This window comes from Pseudomonas sp. DTU12.3, from assembly GCF_004124275.1.
Taxonomy (GTDB): domain Bacteria; phylum Pseudomonadota; class Gammaproteobacteria; order Pseudomonadales; family Pseudomonadaceae; genus Aquipseudomonas; species Aquipseudomonas helmanticensis.
The window spans coordinates 1,086,068-1,106,558 of record NZ_CP027218.1 but is presented as its reverse complement, the minus strand read 5'-3'; the positions used below and the strand labels follow the sequence as shown (position 1 = coordinate 1,106,558).

The window sequence follows — 20,491 nt, the reverse complement described above, 5'->3', positions numbered from 1 at the left end:
CTCCACTGCCGTTGATCAAAGGAATGGGATCATGCAATCGCTTGGCTTCACCTCGGTTCCGCCGCTGCTCAAATACCTGCGCCACGCCGAACAACTGGGCATGGCCGTCGAGCCTGCGTTGGCGGCGGCGGGTTTGCAGGCGCAGCAGTTGAGCGACAACACCCTGCGCTTGCCGGGCGAGGCGCATGAACGCTTGCTGGATTATTTCTGCGAACATTCGGGCGATCCGTTGTTCGGGCTCAACGCGGCGAATTTCGTCCTGCCCAATTCGTGGAGCGTGCTCGGTTACATCACCATGAACTGCGCGACCCTCGGTGATGCAATGAGCCGGATCATGCCGTTCGAGAAACTGGTCGGCGACATGGGCGTCAGTCGCGCCGAGGTGCAGGATGGCCATGTTCATCTGATCTGGACCTGTCGTTATCAGCGTCCGCGGATTCGTCGGCATCTGGTGGAGAACGTGCTGGGATCATGGCTGCAATATGCACGCTGGATCGCCGATACGCAGATGTCGCCGGCCGCTGTCTGGCTTGAACATTCATGCCCGGCCGAGGCGACGCCGGCGCAGTACGAGGCGTTTTTCGATTGCCCGGTGTTGTTCGATCAGCCGTATTCGGCGCTGATCGTGCCGCTGGCGTATTTGCAGTTGCCGTTGCGGCAAGCGGATGCGCAATTGCTGCGAACCCTGGAAGAACATGCGCTGGGATTGATGGCGACGCTTGCGGATGCGTCACTTGAGCAGCAGGTGAAGAACATTCTGCGGCAGTTGCTCAAGGAAGGCTTGCCGCGCAAGGAGCAGGTGGCCGAGCAGCTCGCGGTTTCAGTGCGTACGTTGCAGCGGCAGTTGCATCAGGCGGGGACGTCGTATCAACAGATTCTCGATGATTTGCGCCAGGAGCTGGCTGAGCATTATTTGCTCAACAGTACGTTGCCGATTCAGGACATTGCGCAGTATCTGGGGTTTACCGAACCGAGGTCGTTTCACCGCACGTTCAAGAGCCGACGCGGGATGCCGCCGGGGGAGTTTCGGCAGATGCATCGCGGGTGAATGTTCTGGCCTCATCGCGAGCAGGCTCACTCCTACAGGGGGCTGTATCGGACACAGAATCTGCGTTCACTGAAGATCAACTGTAGGAGTGAGCCTGCTCGCGATGAGGCCACTCCCCACAACGCAATAAACACTTTCAAAGATGATGTTTAAGGACACTCAGCGTTACGCGAAACAGCCCACAAATCCTTGCGCCATAACCTACGCCTAAGCCAGAATCCGCCGGCTTGTGCGCCCTGAGCATGCTGCGTAACTTGATTCGGTCACTGATTTCCAGTGATCGAGCTTAGCGGCTCGGCTAAATTCGCTCCCCGCTGCACGAGTATCATCCAGTCAGGTATTTGCCTGCGCTTGATGGTGGCTGTGCGCATGGCACCTTCGGGTGCGCCGGGGTGGGATGCGACCGGTCCGCTAACTTGCGCACAGCTGCCTCCCTTTTGCTTAGCGGCGAAGTGGATGGGGCTTTAAAAGGTACGCTCCCATGTTAAAAGTTACGCCAAACCCGCCGGCCACCGACCCGGCATCCCCCTACGAATCACCCGACTCCAAGAAATTCCACGAAGCCGCCGAGCGCGCACTCGATCACTATCTCGGGCCGCCAAATGCCGACCTCATGGCTGCGCCCTACTCCCCCAACACGCTGTACATGGCCAATCCCGAAGCCGATACCGAATCCCTGCTGGCCGACGCCAGCGAAACCCTTGGTTCCGCCACTGTGATGCTCAACAACCATGCGGCGCTGTTTGCAGGCACCCACCGCAAGACTTTGCAGGGTATTGCGCAAGTGGTGATGGTGGCGGAAATGGCGGTTAATCGCGTGTTGGACAGGTTAGTGCCGACCGAGTAACGCAAAAGCCCACCACCCAACTGGAAGGGTTGGGTGGCTGGCTTCTTTTTGCGGTGTGTCATTTTCCCCTCACCCCAGCCCTCTCCCGAAACGTCGGACCGCCCGGAGGGAGAGGGAGCCGACCGAGGTGTCTGGTGCTATACATCGATCTGAATGACCGAGTCGATTATGGATTCGACCGAACAGGTTCAGGTCGGTGTATCTCTCAAGCATCCCCGGGTCAGTCCCCTCTCCCTCCGGGCGGTCCGACGTTTCGGGAGGGTTAGGGTGAGGGTGAGGGGCTTTTAGCCTGCTTCACCTCAAAGGCTGATCGCGTTGGTAAACACCAACCGATTACCGAACGGATCGGCGATGGTCATGTCCTGGCTGCCCCACGGCATGGCCTGAATTTGCGGGTGCGAGAACTTGTAGTCCTTGGCCAGCAGCTGCTGCTGGAAAACCTCCAGTTCATCGGTCTCGATGCGCAGCGCCGAACCCGGGCTTGCATCGCCGTGATGCTCGGACAGGTGCAGCACACACTCGCCACGCGACACTTGCAGATACAGCGGGAAGTTCGCCTCGAAGCGATGCTGCCAGTCGATCTTGAAGCCGAGGAAGTCGACGTAGAATTCAACGGCCTTGGCCTCATCGAAGATCCGCAGGATCGGGGTGGTTTTGCCGAAGCTCATGGGGTGCTCCCTGACTGATTGGCCCCGCAGCGTAGCTGGGGTGGATGTCAGCAATTCGGCTTGGTCGCGACATTCTTTAATCTCAGAGTGCCACTATGAGACGTGGATCAAAAGATCGCAGCCTGCGGCAGCTCCTACAGGGACATTGCGATCAATGAAACCCTTTGCGCAAATCACCTTCGCGTGCCAGAAAACGCCCTTCCCTGCGCCCGTTCGCCTGCCCGTCGCGATAACTCAACACGCCATTGATCCACACGCCATCAATCCCCTGCGCCGGTCGTTGCGGGTCGTTGAAATCCGCCACATCACGTACGGTCGCCGGGTCGAACAACACCAGATCCGCCCAATAACCTTCACGAATCTCGCCGCGTTCCTTCAAGCCAAATCGCGCCGCCGACAGCCCAGTCATCTTGTGCACGGCGGTATGCAGAGGAAACAGCCCGACATCGCGACTGAAATGGCCCAACACCCGTGGGAAAGCGCCCCACAGACGTGGATGCGGGAACGGGTCTTCCGGCAGGCCGTCAGAACCGACCATCGATAACGGATGGGCGAGGATTCTTCGTACATCGGCCTCGTCCATGCCGTAGTACACCGCGCCGGCGGGTTGCAGGCGTTTCGCGGCGTCGAGCAGCGGCAGATTCCATTCGGCGGCGATGTCGATCAGGTCGCGACCGCTGACTTGCGGGTGCGGCGTCGACCAGGTGATGGTGATGCGATGCGCATCGGTGACTTGCTTCAAATCCAGGGTCGAAGAACTTGCTGCATACGGGTAACAATCGCAGCCGACCGGGTGGGTTTTTGCCGCTTCTTCCAGCGATGCGAGTAACTGCGGACTGCGCCCCCAGTTACCGACGCCGGCGCATTTGAGGTGGGAAATGATCACCGGCGATTGCGCATGTCGAGCGATTTTAAAAGCTTCATCCATAGCCTCCAGAACCGGGGCGAATTCGCTGCGCAAATGCGTGGCGTACACCGCGCCGAAAGCCGTGAGTTCTTCGGTCAGTTGCATCACTTCGTCAGTGGAGGCGTTGTAGGCGCTGGCGTAGGCGAGGCCTGTGGATAAACCCAACGCACCGTTCTCAAGGCTTTCACGCAATTGCTCGCGCATCGCGGCGATTTCATCCGGTGTCGCGGTGCGGAACAGATCGTCCAGATGATTGCTGCGCAGCGCTGTATGGCCGACCAGCGCGGCAACGTTCAGTGTGGTATTCGCTGCTTCCACCGCCGCACGGTAATCGCTGAAACGGGGATAAACGAACGCTGCCGCTGTACCGAGCAGGTTCATCGGATCCGGCGGATTACCCTTCAATGTCACCGGCGAAGCGCTGATCCCGCAGTTGCCGACAATCACTGTGGTCACGCCCTGGCTGAGCTTTGGCAGCATCTCTGGCTGACGAATGACCACGGTGTCGTCGTGGGTGTGCACGTCGATAAAACCCGGCGCCAGCACGCGGCCGGCGGCGTCAATTTCTTCGGTCGCCGTGGCATCGTGCAGGTCGCCGATGCGCTCGATACGGCCATCGCGGATAGCCACGTCGGCCTGGTAACCGGGCGTGTTGCTGCCATCGATGATCAGGGCATTGCGAATCAGGGTGTCGTACAGCATGTCAGTCTCCCAGCGGCAGGTGATCGTCGCCGCCACGGTATTCGTCGAGGGCCAGTTTGATCCGCCGCAAACGTTCTTGATTGTCTTCAGGACTGGCCAGGGCCAGCTCGGTGGCGAGCACGTCGATGGCGAGCAGCATGCCGTAGCGCGCCGCCGTCGGTTTGTAGATGAACGAGGTTTCCGCGCCTTGCAGCGGCAGGACGATGTCGGCCAGTTCCGCCAGCGGCGAATCGGCGCGGGTGATCGCCAGAATACGTGCGCCGTAGTTGCGCGCCAATTCGACAGTCTCGAGCAATTCCGGGGTGATGCCGGTCAGCGAGCAGACGATGAGCACTTGCTCGGCGTTCAGACTGGCGGCGGTGACGCGCATCATCACCGCGTCATGACACACCGCAATCGGGTAGCCGAGACGTACCAGGCGGACTTGCAATTCATCACTGCAAAGCGTCGAGCAACCGCCCATGCCGAACGCATGAATCATCCGAGCCTGGCCGAGCAGTTTCACTGCGTCAGCGAAGCGTGATTCGTCGAACCCGGCCAGATGCTGGCGCAGCGTGGTTTCGATATCGCCGACGATCTGCCCGTAGAACGCCGACTGTTCAGGCGTGCCCGCTGGGTCGAGAAAACGGCTGCCAACGCCGCTGGCCTGGGCCAGTTGCAGGCGCAGATCACGCAGGTCGCGGCAACCGACCGTGCGGGCAAAACGCGACAGCGTGGCGGTGCTGACTTCGGCGCGTTGCGCGAGGTCTTCGAGGCTGGCGCTCGCGGCAAAACCAACGTCGTCGAGCATCAGCCGGGCGATACGACCTTCGCCGGCGCTGAAGGAATCCTGGCGGGCGCGGATCTGGTAGAGGATGTCCATGGGCGGCGGGCTCCGGTTACAGCAGGTAAGAAAGGCCGAGGGTCAGACCGAAGGCGACCAGCGAGATCAGCGTCTCAAGCACGGTCCAGGTCTTGAACGTCTGCGCGACCGTCATGTTGAAGTATTCCTTGATCAACCAGAAGCCGCCGTCGTTGACGTGGGAAAAGATAACCGAGCCGGCGCCGGTCGCCAGCACCAACAACTCAGGGTGTGGATAACCCAGACCAATGGCCACCGGTGCGACCACGCCGGATGCGGTGGTCATGGCCACGGTCGCGGAGCCGGTGGCGACGCGCATCAGCGCGGCGAACAGCCAGCCCATGATCAGCGGCGACAGATGAAATTCGTGAGCGAGGCCGACGATTTGGTCAGTCACGCCGGCATCCACCAGAATCCGGTTCAAGCCGCCTCCGGCGCCGACCAGCAAAGTGATGCTGGCGGTCGGTGCCAGGCATTCGTTGGTGAATTTGAGGATCGATTCGCGGTTGAAACCCTGGGCGATGCCCAGCGTCCAGAAGCTCAGCAAGGTCGCCAGCAACAGCGCGATCACCGAGTTGCCGATGAACAACAGGAACTGGTTGAAACCGCTACCCGGCGTGGAAATCAGGTTGGCCCAACCGCCGATCAACATCAACACCACCGGTAGCAGAATGGTCGCCATGGTGATGCCGAAACCCGGCAGTTTGTCGCGCGGTTCGCGGTCGAGGAATTGTTTCTCCAGCGGGTTATCCGCCGGCAAGTGAATGCGCGGCACGATGAATTTGGCGTACAGGGGACCGGCGATAATGGCCGTCGGAATGCCGATGGCAATCGCATACAGCAAGGTCTGCCCGACCGAGGCCTGATAGGCCTGCACCGCGAGCATCGCCGCCGGGTGCGGCGGCACCAGTGCGTGCACCACCGACAGGCCGGCGACCATTGGCAAGCCAACCATCAGAATCGACACACCAACGCGCCGCGCCACGGTGAACGCGATCGGCACCAGCAAGACAAAACCGACTTCGAAGAACAGCGGCAGCCCGACCAGAAAGGCGATGCAGACCATCGCCCAGTGCGCGTTCTTCTCGCCGAATTTATCGATCAACGTACGCGCCATCTGCTCGGCGCCGCCGGATTCGGCCATCATCTTGCCAAGCATCGTCCCCAACGCGACCACCAGCGCAATATGCCCCAGCGTCTTGCCCACCCCGGCCTCATACGCCCCCACCACTCCGGAAGCCGGCATCCCGGCCACCAGCGCCAGGCCGATGGAAATCAGGGTGATGACGATGAACGGATTGAGCCGGTATCGGGCGATCAACACGATCAGCGCAATGATGGCGACGGCGGCATACACCAGCAGCCAATAGCCGAAGGAAGGCGTCATGCGGTACTCCTCGAAAGGGTCACGTTCGAATGGGTTGTGAAACTCATAAATCATTTCGAGATCGAGAATTCAAACCGCATGAAATTAATTTTCGTGGAGAGGTAAGACGTGTCGCGAATGGATATGTCTTGTCGTGATTAATGAAAATCGCGGGGCGCGATTTACATGGCTTTTCGGTGAACGAGAAACCACTGTGGGAGCGAGCCTGCTCGCGAAGGCGTTCTCAATTCAAAATCTCTATCGACTGAAACACCGCTTTCGCGAGCGGGCTCGCTCCCACAGTTTGATTGCGTTGCATCAGGTACAACGCGGATAACCTGTGGGGAGCCGGCTTGCCAGCGATGACGGTTGCACATTCAACTTAGAGGCTGACTGATCGACCGCTATCGCTGGCAAACCAGCAGGTTCGCGTCCAACCCTACGTTGTGTTTCTCTAAGCCAGCCAAGCGCTATACTCGCCTTACATTCCGTAGAGTCCCCGCCATGACCTCCGCGCGTCGCACCAGAAAAAAACTGACAGCCGATACTCTGATCCGCGCAATCGCCAGCTCGACAGCCATAGAGACGGGCCAAAGTGTCGAGACAATTGAGCGCAAACTCAAAGTCAGATCCAGTAAGTTTCTAAATTTGTCCCTGGCCAAGTAGCGTCGACCTCAAGTCCACAATGCCTGCCGAACCCAATACTCCATGGGTTCGTAGTTGCAGTTCAGCCCCTGACTGATTGCTGCAAAATAAGCCTCTTTGTTTCGCTCCCAACTGCTGTAATCCAGCGGCACGTAGCCCGCCTGCACGGCCATGACATCCGCCAATAATCGCGACAAGCGCCCATTACCTTCGCGAAAGGGATGAATAAGGATGAACTCCACGTGCGTTACAGCGATGGCGCGAATCAGGTTCTCGTCCAGTTCGGGCCTGCACGGTGTGTATTTGGCAAGACAGTCCCTTTCAAACCCATCGAGCAACCGAGGGATCTGCGGCGCAGCGGCGAAGAAAAATCCATCCTTGCCCAAATTTACCGCACGGACATCGCCAGCCCTAGGTCTGGCGCAATACAAGCGCAAAGCCTGAAACGAAAACGGCTGCCCGATGGCAGCCGTTCTGAAGGGTGATAGCAAAGCCCGGCGGGGCTCAAACACCCATCACACCATTTCGTTACGAATCCATTCAACCACTGACGTGCGTTTCGGCGCCCAGCCCAGCAGTTCGCGCGCATGTTTGCCGCGTACGCGGCTGTTGGAGCCGAGGCCGTAGTTGGCCATTTCGTAGCCCCATTCGGCTTCGGCGTCTTTCAATGGCCAATCTTGCGGTTGGCCCAGATTCAGCGCTTGGGCCATGGCGGTGGTCATGTCGATGAACGACGCTTCGCCGCTTTCGACGAAGTAGAACGTGCCCGGAACGTTTTTGGTCAGCGCCAGCAGATACAAGGCGACGACGTCTTCGATGTGTACGTTGGACCAGATGTTCTGGCCGGTGCCGACGTGGCGCACTACGCCGCTTTTGCGTGCCTGCTTGAGCAGTCGCGGCAATTGCACGCTGTCGCGATTGACGCCCAGGCTGTGGCCGTAGATCAGCGTGTTGCAGATCACTGCCGAATTCACGCCGTCCTGCGCCGCGGCGAGGATCAGGTTGTCGATGGCCACGCGCGCGGCCTTGTCGACGGTCGGTTCTGGCAGGTTGTCCTCAAAGTAGATGACGTCGCTGGACTTGCCGCCGGATGCATCGCCGACGATGCTCGAACCGCTGGTGTGCAGGAAGACTTTGTTGGTACCGCGCAAGGCATCGAGCAAGGCTTCGACCGCACCACGATGGTCGCTGCTGGCGGCGTTGATAACGGCGTCGGCAGCGCGGGCCTGTTCGGCGAGCAGTGCTTTGTCATCCAGAGTGCCGATGACCGCGGTGATGCCCAGCGCTTTCAGCTCGGCAGCCTGTTCGGCGCTGCGCACCAGGCCGGAGACTGTGTGCCCGGCCTGAACCAGACCGGTAGCGATCGAGCCGCCGATAAAACCGGCAGCGCCGGTGATGAATACGTTCATGGAGAAACTCCCTGCGTGAGTAAGTGATGGGACGAGTATCGGCCCGTTAGCCCGAGGGAAAAACCCGCTCCCGCCCAATTCACTCTTGCGCAGAGGTTACGAATCAGCCCTTGAAATCGGCGCTGGCGTAGGCGGCGAGTTTGCTCTGGATGAAATCGAGGAAGCACTGGATGCGCAGCGCCAGTTGCGAGTTACGGTAGTACACCGCGTTGATCGGCTGGCGATAACCGCTGTTGAATTCGCCGAGCAGGACTTTCAGGCGACCGGCGCGGATGTCGTCGATGGTCATGAAGTGCGACAGGCAGGCGATGCCCTGCCCCTCCAGCGCCAGATGGCGCACAGTCTCGCCACTGGAGGCGCTGATCGCCGGCGTGATCGGCCAGCGGTCGCCGTGCACGTAGCGCAGCGGCCACTGGTTTAGACCTTCGTTCTGGGTGAAGCCGAGCAAGGTGTGTTCGCTCAGATCGGCGACTTGCTGCGGTGCACTATGTTTTTTCAGGTAGGCGGGGCTGGCGACGATCAGCAGCGGGCTGCAACCGAGTGAGCGCGCATGCAGCGTCGAATCGGCGAGGGTGCCGATGCGAATGGCAATGTCGGTGCTTTGTTCCAGCAGGTCAATAATCAGGTCGTTGCTGTTGAGTTCGAGCTGGATGTCCGGGTAGAGACGACGAAACTCGTCGATGTACGGGACCACGGCGTGGAGCATGAACGGTGAGGCGGCGTTGATCCGCAGGCGCCCGGACGGGGTTTGCTGGCGCGAGGACAGGCGTTCTTCGAGTTGATCCATCTGGTCGAGAATCAGCTTGGCGTGTTCGAAGAAGTACTTGCCCTCCTCGGTCAGGTCCATGCGCCGCGTGGTGCGGTTGATCAGCGTGGTGTCGAGCTTGGCTTCCAGCTTCGACAGCGTGCGACTGACGGCCGACGGCGTCTGGCCGACTTGCTCGGCGGCGGCGGAGATGGAACCGCATTCGATCACGCAGACGAAAATCTGCAACTCATCGGATCTGGCTTTCACGGGTATCCTCTTTTAGATCGCCAAGATCGCAGCCTTCGGCAGCTCCTACATGTGAACTCTGTAGGAGCTGCCGCAGGCTGCGATCTTTTGCTGTTACCACCGATAGTAGCTCGAAACACTCAAGCCTTAAGGCCAAATACCTCGGTCAGATGCTGTTCGTAACGCGCCACATCACCCTCGATATTCGGACGCTTCATTACGTCTACGCACAGGAATGTCGGCAAACCGGTCATACCGAGAAATTCGTTGGCCTTGTGGAACGGGAAGTACACCGCATCAACACCTTTGGCCTCGAAGAAATCAGTCGGGTCATCGAACGCTTGCTGCGGTGCGTTCCAGGTCAGCGACAGCATGTATTGCTTGCCCTGAATCAGACCGCCGCTGCCGTACTTCTGCGAGGCATCGGAACGGGTGCGGCCATCGCTGGCGTAGAGGCTGCCGTGGCCTTCGGTGAAGACTTCGTCGAGGTACTTTTTCACCGTCCATGGCGCACCCATCCACCAGCCCGGCATCTGATAAATGATCACGTCAGCCCAAAGGAACTTGGCCACTTCCTCAGCGACGTCGTAGCCTTCGTCGATGAAGGTGGTTTTGACGTCGAGCCCGCCCCGATCGAGCACGCTCAGCGCCGCTTCATGCAGCGTGGCGTTGTAGCGACCGTCGGAGTGAGCGAATTTTTTACCGCCATTGAGCAACAGCACTTTTTTCATGAGAAAGCCTCGGCGCAGCCATTGGGCTGGATGGAGAAGGGAAACTGGAATGGCGGCAGACTAACGGTCCGCCTCGCGCGGAATAAGCCGTGATTGCGCAAAATACATTTGACTGAAAAGCACGAATCTAATGCCGATTATTGCCATAGCATGCGCGGCCATCTGCATTTGAGGAGTTGTTTTGATGAGTGAACGCTTGGGATTTATCCTGCACGCCAAGACCCGCCCGGAGAAAGCCGAGGCCTTTGAGGCGCTGTTTCGCGCCTATGTTGAACCGAGCCGCGCCGAGCCCGGCTGCATCGAATACCACATGTTGCGCGACAAGGAAGATCCGTCGCTGTTTATCTTTTACGAGATCTGGGCGAGCCAGGCGCACCTGGATGTGCATTCGAATTTGCCGCACATGAAGGAATTTTTTGCCCGGCGCATGGAGTATCTGCAACAGGATTTCGATATCCGCCAGATCGAAATGCTCAGCGATTCATCGGCTATCCGCTGATCAACAAATGGGCGCCGAGCGCGCCCAGACCGATAAAAAAGACCCGCTTGAATAGCGCCGCACTGATGCGCTGACGCAGCCACTGGCCGAGCAACATGCCCAGCACCGCCGGAATCAGCGCCAGCAACGAGGCGCTCAATTCGCCGCCGCCCAACGCGCCGAGCCAGAGCAGACCGCCGGCCAACGCCAGGGTCGAGACGGTGAATGACAGACCGAGCGCCTGCACCAGTTCATCTCGGCTCAAACCCAGCGCCTGCATGTAAGGCACGGCAGGAATCACGAACACACCCGTGGCGGAAGTGATGACGCCGGTGATCAAACCGCAGACCGGGCCGAGCCAGCCTTCATGGCGCGGTTTGACCCTGAGTGTCGGCAGACACAACCCGCTGAGCGCATACAGCAACAGCGCCGCGCCGAGTCCGCGCACCACCCAATGCCCGCCGGCCATGCCGATCCATATAGTGCCGATGCTGGTGCCGAGGAAGATCATCAGCAGCATCGGCCAGAGGCGTTTGATCAGCCCTTGCAGATGCCCGCCGAATGCCAGTTGCCAGAGATTGGTCAGCGTCGCCGGGATGATCAACAGCGCGGCTGCCTGCGACGGAGCCATAGCCAGACCGAGCAGGCCCATGGCTACAGTGGGCAGGCCCAGGCCGATGACACCTTTGATCAGGCCGGCCAGCATGAAGGTCATGATGACCAGCAGGGACAGGGCCAGGCCGAGGTGTTGGTAGAAATCTGCGAGTGTGTTCATGGCGTTACTGTGCGCCAGTCGGGGTGGGGTGAAAATCTGCCATATACTGAGGGTGCCTCTGCTTTTGTGAGAGGCTGTTGATTTCGTTGGGGCTGATGGCCTCTTCGCGAGCAAGCCCGCTCCCACATTGGATCTGTGTCATACATGAGTCCAAGGTGGGAGCGGGCTTGCTCGCGAAGGGGCCGGCCCGGCCACCACAAAACCAGAGGCTAACCATGCACTTCGACCTCACCGACCTGCGCCTCTTCCTGCACATCCTCGACACCGGCAACATCACCGCAGGCGCTGCTCGCGCCCATTTATCGCTCGCCGCTGCCAGCGCCAGAATCCGTGCCATGGAAGCTTCGATCGGCATCGACTTTCTCGAGCGCGGTCGTCGCGGTGTCACTCCGACACCCGCCGGCACAGCGCTGGCGCAACATGCCCGCGTGCTTCTGCAACAGGCCGAGCGCATGCAGCAGGATCTGGCGGACTACGCGCAAGGCGTCAAAGGTCAGGTACGTTTGCTGTGCAACACCACGGCAATCACCGAATACCTGCCGGAAGTGCTCGCCGAATTCCTGCAACGCCATCGCAATCTCGACATCGATCTGCAGGAATTGCCCAGCGCACGCATCACTCATGCGTTGCGCCAGGGTGCCGCCGACATCGGCATCGTCTCCGACGCGGTCGACACCCGCGATCTGCAAACCCGAGCGTTTCGCGACGATCCACTGGTGTTGATCGTGCCTCTCGACCACCCCTTGGCCGGCTCGAACGAAGTCAGTTTCAGCGACACCTTGCAGCATGATTTTGTCGGACTACGCGCTGACAGCGCACTGGCGGTGTACCTCGAAGAACAGGCACTGCACACCGGCGCACGGATGCAGATGCGGATTCGCGCCGACGGTTTCGATGGCGTGATGCGCATGGTCGCGTCGGGCGCGGGCATTGCCATCGTGCCCTTGGCGGCCATCGAGCGCGCGCCATCGCCAGCCTGCAAAAGCCTGACGCTGAACGAGCCTTGGGCGCGGCGCAAATTGCTCTTGTGCGCGCGCGAATTCGGCGCGCTGCCGAGTTACGCCAGAGCCCTGCTGGAGACCTTGTCTGCTGCTTGAAAGGTGTGCATTGCCGGTTGATCACGCGGGCGAATATTTCTGCAAAATAAGCACAAGGAATAGCTTGCAAGGTACGTATACATACGTACTATATCGCCAGAGCGAACGTGTTGCCCGATACCGTTTTCGCACAACGACAACGGACAAGGAAGAACGGATCGGCTCCCAATGACCTACATGGAATGAGGTGACGCTGTGGTTGATTCAACGGAGTTTCGTAATGCAATGGCGATGCTGGGAAGTGCTGTCACCATCGTCACAACCGATGGCCCCGCCGGGCGTTTCGGGTTTACCGCTTCGGCGGTGTGCAGCGTGACGGATTCGCCGCCAACGCTGCTGGTGTGTGTCAATCGCTCGTCGTCCAATCACGAGCATTTCAAAACCAACGGCGTGCTGTGCGTGAACGTGCTGACCGGTGGCCATCAATCGACTTCCGGGGCATTTGCCAACCGGCAGTTGACCATGCAGGAGCGCTTTTCCAGCGTCAACTGCCAGACTCTGGTGACCGGTTCGCCAGTGATTGCCGAGGCGTTGGTCAGCCTCGATTGCCGTGTCGCCAAGATCGACGAGGTCGGCACTCACAGCATCTTTTACTGTGAAATCCTCGAACTGCAGCACAGCGAAGCCACGGAAGGCCTCGTCTACTTCAATCGCAATTACTACCGTCTGAACGACGAGTTGCGCCTGGCCCCGGATCAGTGATTGTGCCTGCGGGTTGACGTGCGGCAGCGCTGCACGTCGGCCCGCCGGTCAAAACAGGGAAGTGCCCATGCTATTCAATGAAGACAACTTCGCGGATATCGACCTGAACCTGATCATCACCTTTCTGGTGTTGTTTCGTGAGCGCAGCGTATCCCGCACTGCCGAGCGCCTGAACGTCAAACAACCGGCCATCAGTGGATCGCTCGCGCGGCTGCGCAAGCGCTTCGATGATCCGTTGTTTCTGCGCTCGTCGCGCAGCATGCATCCGACCTTCAAAGCGCAACAACTGGCGCAGGCGTTGACCCCGGCGATCAGTCAGATTGAAGCGGTGATTCGGCTGTGATCTTGCGGGAGCGTGCTCCCGCAAGGCTTCAACTCATGAGGCGGATTTCAGACCCGAGGTGTACTCGATGCGGGCCCAGAATGCGGGCAAAAAGCACTCGCTGACCAGCAGCGGCGAACCATTGCGGGTGAAACGCGAACGCCGCGCCAACAGGCGTTTGGCCTGTGGCGCGAAGCGATGGGACAGTGCCGCCAACGGCGCACCGGGGGATAACAAAGCACACTGAAACGGCTCGCGCAGGGTCTGCTCCGAAGCGTAGAGAATCTCCGCCAGTGGGCGTCCGCCGTAGTTATTCAACTCTGCCCAGTCGCTGCTCAGCGCTGGCATGCTGGTCAGGCTGCGCGCCGTGACGCACGCCTCGCCATCCAGCTTCATCACCACTTCACGCACCCAGCCCGTGCTCTGCGCGGGCACCTCCAATGCGTGCGCCTCATCCGGGTTGAGCGCGCCCTGGAACTGCTCGACGACTTCGATGGAATAGGCGCCCATGGCCTTCAGGCGCGGTGTCAGTGCGCCAGGCAGAAACAGCCAGTGCTGCTCCGCGCCGGTCAATTGCGCCAGTGGTCGCGACGACCAGTAATGACTCGTATCCATAACTGCACTCAACCTCCCTGTTGATCGTCAATCCATTGCTGGCGCTGAAGAACGAATCCTTCAGCGCCGCGTTGTCGTTGTCACTCGGTAGTGCTGTCTTCGGTTACCTGATGCTTGCTGATCACATCGACGGTCTGTTCATCGAACTTGACTGCCGTGAGCAGCGAGTCGAGCAAGCCGGGAAAACGCACGTCCATGTCTTCGCGACGTAGCGACAGCAGGTTTTCCCGACCGTAAGGCCGTTGCCAAATCAGACCGCTGTCCCGCAGGACTCGCCAGTGGTGAGTCATGGTCGACTTCGATGCGCCCCGAAGAATCCGGCCGCATGGATGTTCCTGGCCATCGGCCAACACTTTCAACACGGTCAGACGCAACGGGCTGCCCAATGCAGACAGAACATTTTCAAGAAGGATCTGGTCCTGATTGGGGTGATTCGGGACGTTCATAGGTAGGTACCCTTGAGGATATAGGCGGGAGAAAACTTGCTTGAATTCGTCTATACGAGAACAGTAAGACTATACACAACAAGCCCCTCTCCCGCGACAGCCGTCCCGGTGGCTACGGCACGTCTGAGACTACAGTCCAGCGCTCTTCTCGCCCTGCAACGGCTGCTCCTGGAACCCGCCGCCCAGCGCTGCCATCAACGAAATCGAGCTGTCGATGTGCTTGCTGTTGAGGAATGCCAAACGCATTTCGTCCTGAATCAATTGTTGCTCGATGTTTAGCGCATCGAGGAACGTGTCCTCCCCGGCCTTGTAGCGTGACTGCGACAGATCGTAAGACGACTGGGCAATCGTGCAGGCATCACGCTGCACGACAATCTGCTGTTCGAATGAGCGCAATTGCGTCACCGAAATCGCCACCTCGTGCAGGGCCGAACTGAGCACGCGGTTGTACTGCGCGATCGAGCCGTCCAGCTGCGCATTGCCAGCCTTGAGGTCGGAGCGCAGGCGCCCGGCATCGAAGATCGGCAGCGTCACCGTTGGCGCAACGTTCCAGAACTTGCTGACGCCGGCGAACAGCGCATCCCCGGTCAGCGCGTGCGAGCCTGCGGCGGCGACCAGATTGATGTTGGGATAGAACGTGGTCTTCACCGCGTCGATGTTTTTGTTTTCGGCTTCGACGCGCCAGCGCGCCGCGACGATGTCCGGACGGCGTCCGAGCAGTTGCGCCGGCAATTGCGCGGGCAACGCCACGACGCTGGCTTGCAGACTTGCCGGACGTTCGATGGTCTGCGCGCGATCGACGCCTTTGCCGATCAGCGCCGACAATTGCAGACGAGCGATTTCGATGTCCTCGTTGGCGCCAATCAGTGTCGATTCCGAACGCGCCTTGAGGCTCTGCACCTGTTTGAGTTGCGACAGGTTATCGAGCCCCGAGCCGTAGCGTGAATCGGTCAGCTCGACCAGTTTGCTCAGACGCTCCAGATCGCGGCGATTGAGCTCCGACACCTGCCAGGCATAGGCCAGCTGGTTGTAGGCCTTGACCACGTTGACGGTCAGAATCAGGCGCGACGATTGCAGATCGACTTCCGCAGCCATCGCACTGTTCAGCGCCGACTCCCAGGCGGCACGCTGGCCGCCCCAGAGGTCGAAGGTGTAATTGAAATTGACCGCCAGATTGCGCGCGGTGAAGTACTTGTGACCCTCGCCGCTGTAATCCTCGAACTTCGACAGTCGACCGCGAGTGACGCCGGCCTCGGCGTCCATTTGCGGATAGCGTTCGGCGTCGCGCAAGTCGAGAAACGCATTGGCCTTGGCCACCCGCGCCGTGACTTCCTGCAAATCCGGGTTGCTCGCATAAGCCTCCTCGATCAGCGCGCCGAGGCGTGGATCACCCAACGATGTCCACCAGTCGCTGCTCGGCCATGCGGCCGGCGGCAGTTTGTCTTTGAGGCTGTCGGAAGGCGCCTCGCCAAGCGATAACAATTTGCCTTGGTGATTGATCCCGGCGTAGTTCACACAACCCGCCGACAACAGGATCGATACCGCCAGAGGCGCCAGCATGAAGCGTGTAATCCGATACATGAAAACGTCCTCAGAAGGTGGTTTGCGGCGCACTGGCCAAAGCGGTTTCAGGGACGCTGGCCGACTGCTTGATCGAACTCAGCAGGGTGTAGACCGACGGCAGAATGAACAGGGTGAACAACGTACCGATGAGCATCCCCACCACAATCACCAGGCCCAGGCCGAAACGGCTGTTGGCGCCGGCACCACTGGCGAACAGCAACGGCGCCAGACCGACCACCATCGCCGCAGTGGTCATCAGGATCGGCCGCAGGCGAACTTGCGCGGCGTGCTGAATGGCTTGCACACGATCCATGCCTTGCTTGCGCTGCAGTTCGTTGGCAAACGCGACCATCAGAATCCCGTGCTTGCTGATCAACCCGATCAGGGTGATCAAACCGATCTGCGTGTAGATGTTCATCGAAGTCATGCCCAGCGCCAGCGGCACCAGTGCGCCACAGATCGACAGCGGCACGCTGATCAGGATGATGAACGGATCGCGGAAGCTCTCGTACTGCACGCTCAGCACCAGGTAGATGATCACCAGGGCCAGACCGAAGGTGAACGCCAGGCTGTTGCCTTCCTGCACGTATTGGCGCGCGTCGGACTGCCAGTCGAAACTGAAGCCGGCGGGGAAACTTTCCGATTGTTTTTGCAGGAACTCCACCGCAGCCCCCAGCGTCACGCCCGGTGCCGGAATGGCCTGGAACGTCGCGGAGTTCTGTTGGTTGAACTGAGTCAGGCGATTCGGCTCGACCTTGACGCTGAGAGTTGCCAGCGTCGACAACGGCACCGGATTGCCCTTCTGATCCTTGACGTAGTAGAGCTTGAGGGTTTCCGGGGTCAGGCGGTCCGAAGAGATCGACTGTGGAATCACATCGTACGAGCGACCGTGGAACGAGAACCGGTTGACGTACTTCTCACCGATCAGACTGTTCAGCGTCTCGCCGATGTCCTGCATGCGAATGCCCAGGGCGTTCGCCTTGGCGCGATCGACCTGAATCTCCACCACTGGATTGTTGAAGTCCAGATCGCTGTCGACCACCGCGAACAGACCGCTGGCCTGCGCCGATTTCTTGAGCTGATCCATCACGTTGAACAGCGCCAGGTAATCCTGATCGCTGCGGATCACCATCTGCACCGGCAAGCCACCGGTGGAACCCGGCAGAGGTGGCATCTGGAACACGAAAATGCTCGTGCCTTCGATCTGGTTCACCTTGGCCTGCAAATCCGGCTGAATGGTATTGGCGTCGCGGCCGCGTTTTTCCCAGTCCACGAGGTTGATCCCGCCGACGCTGTTGGACAGGCCGTCAGTACCGTTGGCCACCCAGTTGCTGTAGCCCTCGGGAATTTCGTTGAAGGTCTCGTAGAGCTTGTGTGCGTAGGCCTCGAGGTAATTCAGGTTGGCGTGCTGCGGTGCCTTGATCGCGGTCAGCAAAATGTTCTGGTCTTCCAGCGGCGCCAGTTCGGTCTGCGCCGAGCGATAGAGAAACGGCAGGCTGAAGAAGATCACCAGGGCCACGGTCAGGCTGATCCAGCGCCGCGCCAGCGAACCGCCGAGCAGCACGCCGTAACGACGCGACAGGTTCTGGAAGAAGCGATCAGCCTTGACCGCCATGAAACCTTCGCTGGTTTTCGCATCCAGCAAACGCGTACTCATGATCGGCGACAAGGTCAGCGCGACGATGCCGGAAATCACCACGGCGCCGGCCAGGGTCAACGCGAATTCTTTGAACAGTGTACCGGTGAGGCCGCCCATCAAGCCGATCGGGGCATACACCGCCGCCAGCGTGAAGGTCATCGCCACCACTGGTCCGGCCACTTCCCGCGCGCCGATCAGCGCCGCATCGAACGGAGTCTTGCCCTCCTCGATATGCCGGTGGACGTTTTCCACCACGACGATGGCGTCGTCCACCACCAGTCCGATGGCCAGAACCATCGCAAGCAAGGTCAGCAAATTGAGACTGAAGCCGAACATCTGCATGAGCATCGCCGCGCCGAGCATCGACAACGGAATCGTCACCAGCGGAATCAGTACCGTGCGGAACGTGCCCAGGCAGAGGTAGATCACCAGCACCACGATCACCAGCGCTTCGAGCAGGGTGTAAGACACCTCATCGATCGACGACTGAATGAAGTGCGCGACTTCGAAAGGAATCTGCACGGTCACGCCCGGTGGCAGGGTTTCCTGGATCTGTGGCAGCAACTCACGCACGCGCTTGACGATCACCAGCGGGTTGCCGGTGGGCGCCGCATCGAGACCGAGGAACAGCGCCGGCACATCGCTCATCGCACCGCTGGTATCGGTCGATGCCGCATTCAGCTCGACCGTGCCGACATCGCGCACTCGAATGATGTTGCCGTTATCGTTGCGCAGCACCATGTCGCGGAAGTCTTCGACGCTGTTCAGGTCAGTGTTGACCCGCAGGTTGCTGACCACATACAAGCCTTTGACCTGGCCGGGTGCGGCCTGGAAGTTGTTGCCTTCGATGGCGGTCGAAACGTCCTGTCCGGTCATGCCGTAGCCGGCCAGGCGTTGCGGGTCGAGCCACAGGCGCATGGAGAGTTTCTGCTCGCCCATGATGTTGATCTTGGCCACGCCTTCGATGCCGGCGAACATCGGTTCAACGACGCGGGAAATGTAGTCCGACATTTCCGGAATGGTCAGGTTGGAACTGGCAAACGCCACGTAAGCCACGCTGGTGAAACCACCCGAGGTGCGTTCCACCACCGGGTCGTAGGCATCCTTGGGCAAGCGATATTTGATCTGGTTGACCTTGGCCATGACCTCGGTCAGCGCCGCGATGGAATCACTGTTGAGCGCCATGCGGATCGTCACCTGGCTGCGACCTTGGGTCGAAGCCGAAGACAGATAATCGATGCCCTCGACCGAGGCCACCGCCTGGCTGATCGGCTGCGTGACGAAGCCTTGCATCAGCTCCGAAGAGGCACCCGGATATTGGGTCGTGACCGTGATGGTCGACGTTTCCAGCATCGGATACTGGCGGATCGGCAGGTTCATCAGCGCACGGACGCCGAACAACAGGATCAGCGTGCTGACCACCACGGCCAGCACCGGCCGGCGAAGAAAGAGGTCGGTGAAATTCATTTTTCCAGCCCGCTGAGTTTGAGAGCGATCGTGTCCGGGATACCTTCCACGGCGACGCCGTCATGCAGTTTCAATTGTCCTGATGTCACCACCTGCGCACCGTCGCTCAAGCCCTTGTCGACTACGGCCCAGCCATCGCGACGCTCGCCGACCTTGATGCTTTCACGCTTGACCTTCTGCACACCGGCTTCGTCGGTGTAGACCGAGAACACACTCTCGCCATAGGCGTTGTAGGTGATGGCGGTTTCCGGGATGAGCAATTCGGCGGTTTGCGGCAACGTCACCGAGACCCGTGCATACATGCCTGGACGCAGGAGTTTTTTGGTATCGGTGATGACAGCTTGCACGTTGATGGTGTGGGACTGGTTGATCTGCGGATCGACCGCGACGATCTTCCCGGCAAACGTCTGGTCCGCCCAGGCATCGACCTTGGCTTGCACCGTCTGGCCCAGTTGCACTCGCGAGCCATCGCGTTCGGCGAGGGTGAAGTTGACCCGCAGCACGCCGGGATCCGTCAGGGTTGCTACGGCGCTGCCAGCCTGCAGATATTGGCCGAGGTGCGCCTGGCGAATACCGAGGGTGCCGGCAAATGGCGCACGGATATGACGCTGGGCAATCTGCGCCTGCATCCGTTCCATGTCGCCTTTGGCCGCGTCGTATTGCGCACGGGCACTGTCGAAGGCACGACGGCTTTCTGCACCCGTTTTGGCCAATTCCTGGACGCGGCTGAATTGCGCCTTGGCCGATTCGAACTCACCCTTGAGGCGTACCAGTTCGCCCTGTTCCGGCGCGTCATTGAGTTTGAGCAGGACCTGCCCCGCCGCCACTTGATCGCCGGACTCGAAATCGATGTCTACTACTTTGCCGCTGACTTCGGCCGAAACCAGCACCTGACGCTGCGCTTCCAGTTTGCCGATCGCTTCAAGGTAGTAGGTGTACGGTTGTTTTGTGGCCACGGCCAGACCGACCCGAGTACTCGGGATGCGCTGGTCGGCAGCCGCTTGCGGTGGCGCCCAGAAGCGCCAGCCAAGCACAGCGGAAAAGATCAGCACAAGAAGAAGAAATACAATCGATTTAATGATATTTCGGGCAAGCATATGGCACTCCCTTGACTCTTTATTGCGAGCACAAAAGTTCAGTTATTAAGAAAATAAAGGCTGTTGCACAAAACAGGCGCGTTATATATCCCTGTGGCAATTCACGTTTAACGCGCCTGTCTTGTTAGTTAT

The 20,491-nt window shown here is 59.7% G+C and carries 20 protein-coding genes; 6 read left to right on the top strand and 14 right to left on the bottom strand.

Annotation, left to right across the window (positions count from 1 at the left end):
- The first annotated feature begins 31 nt into the window (after positions 1 to 31).
- Both C2E19_RS04900 and C2E19_RS04895 read left to right on the top strand, forming a co-directional pair.
- Positions 32 to 1,048: an AraC family transcriptional regulator gene (locus C2E19_RS04900; RefSeq protein WP_129388809.1), complete on the top strand. Its 1,017-nt coding sequence runs from the start codon at positions 32 to 34 to the stop codon at positions 1,046 to 1,048.
- A 481-nt stretch (positions 1,049 to 1,529) separates the two neighbouring features.
- Complete coding sequence (locus C2E19_RS04895; protein ID WP_129388807.1) at positions 1,530 to 1,895, top strand: DUF6124 family protein; 366 nt, start codon at positions 1,530 to 1,532, stop codon at positions 1,893 to 1,895.
- Positions 1,896 to 2,194: 299 nt separating this feature from the next.
- On the opposite strand, the gene C2E19_RS04890 is transcribed toward C2E19_RS04895, so the two are convergent.
- The 8 genes from C2E19_RS04890 to C2E19_RS04855 all read right to left on the bottom strand — a co-directional run bounded on the left by C2E19_RS04890 (position 2,195) and on the right by C2E19_RS04855 (position 10,158).
- Positions 2,195 to 2,563, bottom strand: a complete 369-nt coding sequence (locus C2E19_RS04890) for a glyoxalase superfamily protein (RefSeq protein ID WP_129388804.1) — start codon at positions 2,561 to 2,563, stop codon at positions 2,195 to 2,197.
- A gap of 151 nt (positions 2,564 to 2,714) precedes the next feature.
- On the bottom strand, positions 2,715 to 4,172 hold the full coding sequence (locus C2E19_RS04885; protein ID WP_129388801.1) for an amidohydrolase family protein: 1,458 nt from the start codon (positions 4,170 to 4,172) through the stop codon (positions 2,715 to 2,717).
- A 1-nt stretch (position 4,173) separates the two neighbouring features.
- Positions 4,174 to 5,034, bottom strand: coding sequence for a MurR/RpiR family transcriptional regulator (locus C2E19_RS04880; protein ID WP_129388798.1), 861 nt, complete (start codon positions 5,032 to 5,034; stop codon positions 4,174 to 4,176).
- A gap of 16 nt (positions 5,035 to 5,050) precedes the next feature.
- Positions 5,051 to 6,400 (bottom strand): GntP family permease, encoded by a 1,350-nt coding sequence (locus tag C2E19_RS04875; RefSeq protein WP_129388795.1) that lies wholly within the window; start codon positions 6,398 to 6,400, stop codon positions 5,051 to 5,053.
- 653 nt (positions 6,401 to 7,053) lie between these two features.
- Positions 7,054 to 7,536 (bottom strand): Fic family protein, encoded by a 483-nt coding sequence (locus C2E19_RS04870; RefSeq protein WP_256661282.1) that lies wholly within the window; start codon positions 7,534 to 7,536, stop codon positions 7,054 to 7,056.
- Between the two features lie 3 nt (positions 7,537 to 7,539).
- Entirely contained in the window at positions 7,540 to 8,433 is an 894-nt protein-coding gene (locus C2E19_RS04865) for an NAD-dependent epimerase/dehydratase family protein (RefSeq protein WP_129388792.1), read from the bottom strand.
- Between the two features lie 103 nt (positions 8,434 to 8,536).
- A complete protein-coding gene (locus tag C2E19_RS04860; protein WP_129388789.1) occupies positions 8,537 to 9,448 on the bottom strand; it encodes a LysR family transcriptional regulator in 912 nt (303 codons plus the stop codon).
- A gap of 119 nt (positions 9,449 to 9,567) precedes the next feature.
- A complete protein-coding gene (locus tag C2E19_RS04855; RefSeq protein ID WP_105709250.1) occupies positions 9,568 to 10,158 on the bottom strand; it encodes an NAD(P)H-dependent oxidoreductase in 591 nt (196 codons plus the stop codon).
- A gap of 184 nt (positions 10,159 to 10,342) precedes the next feature.
- On the opposite strand from C2E19_RS04855, the gene C2E19_RS04850 reads away from it, so the two are divergent.
- Entirely contained in the window at positions 10,343 to 10,657 is a 315-nt protein-coding gene (locus C2E19_RS04850) for a putative quinol monooxygenase (protein WP_129388786.1), read from the top strand.
- On the opposite strand, the gene C2E19_RS04845 is transcribed toward C2E19_RS04850, so the two are convergent.
- Complete coding sequence (locus tag C2E19_RS04845) at positions 10,647 to 11,411, bottom strand: sulfite exporter TauE/SafE family protein (protein WP_129388783.1); 765 nt, start codon at positions 11,409 to 11,411, stop codon at positions 10,647 to 10,649. The two genes, C2E19_RS04850 and C2E19_RS04845, sit on opposite strands and share 11 nt — an antisense overlap.
- Positions 11,412 to 11,626: 215 nt before the next feature.
- Here C2E19_RS04845 and C2E19_RS04840 point away from each other — a divergent pair, with 215 nt between their 5' ends.
- From C2E19_RS04840 to C2E19_RS04830, 3 genes are all read left to right on the top strand, one after another.
- A complete protein-coding gene (locus C2E19_RS04840; RefSeq protein WP_129388780.1) occupies positions 11,627 to 12,508 on the top strand; it encodes a LysR substrate-binding domain-containing protein in 882 nt (293 codons plus the stop codon).
- Positions 12,509 to 12,703: 195 nt separating this feature from the next.
- Complete coding sequence (locus tag C2E19_RS04835) at positions 12,704 to 13,210, top strand: flavin reductase (RefSeq protein WP_045123182.1); 507 nt, start codon at positions 12,704 to 12,706, stop codon at positions 13,208 to 13,210.
- 67 nt (positions 13,211 to 13,277) lie between these two features.
- Positions 13,278 to 13,553 (top strand): LysR family transcriptional regulator, encoded by a 276-nt coding sequence (locus tag C2E19_RS04830; protein ID WP_129388777.1) that lies wholly within the window; start codon positions 13,278 to 13,280, stop codon positions 13,551 to 13,553.
- 33 nt (positions 13,554 to 13,586) lie between these two features.
- Here the strand turns inward: C2E19_RS04830 and C2E19_RS04825 are convergent, their stop codons facing one another.
- The 5 genes from C2E19_RS04825 to C2E19_RS04805 form a co-directional block, all read right to left on the bottom strand.
- On the bottom strand, positions 13,587 to 14,147 hold the full coding sequence (locus C2E19_RS04825; RefSeq protein ID WP_129388774.1) for a chorismate lyase: 561 nt from the start codon (positions 14,145 to 14,147) through the stop codon (positions 13,587 to 13,589).
- 80 nt (positions 14,148 to 14,227) lie between these two features.
- Positions 14,228 to 14,593, bottom strand: coding sequence for a helix-turn-helix transcriptional regulator (locus C2E19_RS04820; RefSeq protein WP_129388771.1), 366 nt, complete (start codon positions 14,591 to 14,593; stop codon positions 14,228 to 14,230).
- 129 nt (positions 14,594 to 14,722) lie between these two features.
- Positions 14,723 to 16,174, bottom strand: a complete 1,452-nt coding sequence (locus C2E19_RS04815; protein WP_129388768.1) for an efflux transporter outer membrane subunit — start codon at positions 16,172 to 16,174, stop codon at positions 14,723 to 14,725.
- Positions 16,175 to 16,184: 10 nt separating this feature from the next.
- Entirely contained in the window at positions 16,185 to 19,262 is a 3,078-nt protein-coding gene (locus tag C2E19_RS04810; protein ID WP_129388765.1) for a MexW/MexI family multidrug efflux RND transporter permease subunit, read from the bottom strand.
- The gene (locus tag C2E19_RS04805; protein WP_129388762.1) at positions 19,259 to 20,359 is read right to left on the bottom strand and encodes an efflux RND transporter periplasmic adaptor subunit; all 1,101 of its coding nucleotides are present in this window, start codon (positions 20,357 to 20,359) and stop codon (positions 19,259 to 19,261) included. The genes C2E19_RS04810 and C2E19_RS04805 overlap by 4 nt, the downstream gene beginning before the upstream one ends.
- Between the last annotated feature and the right edge of the window lie 132 nt (positions 20,360 to 20,491).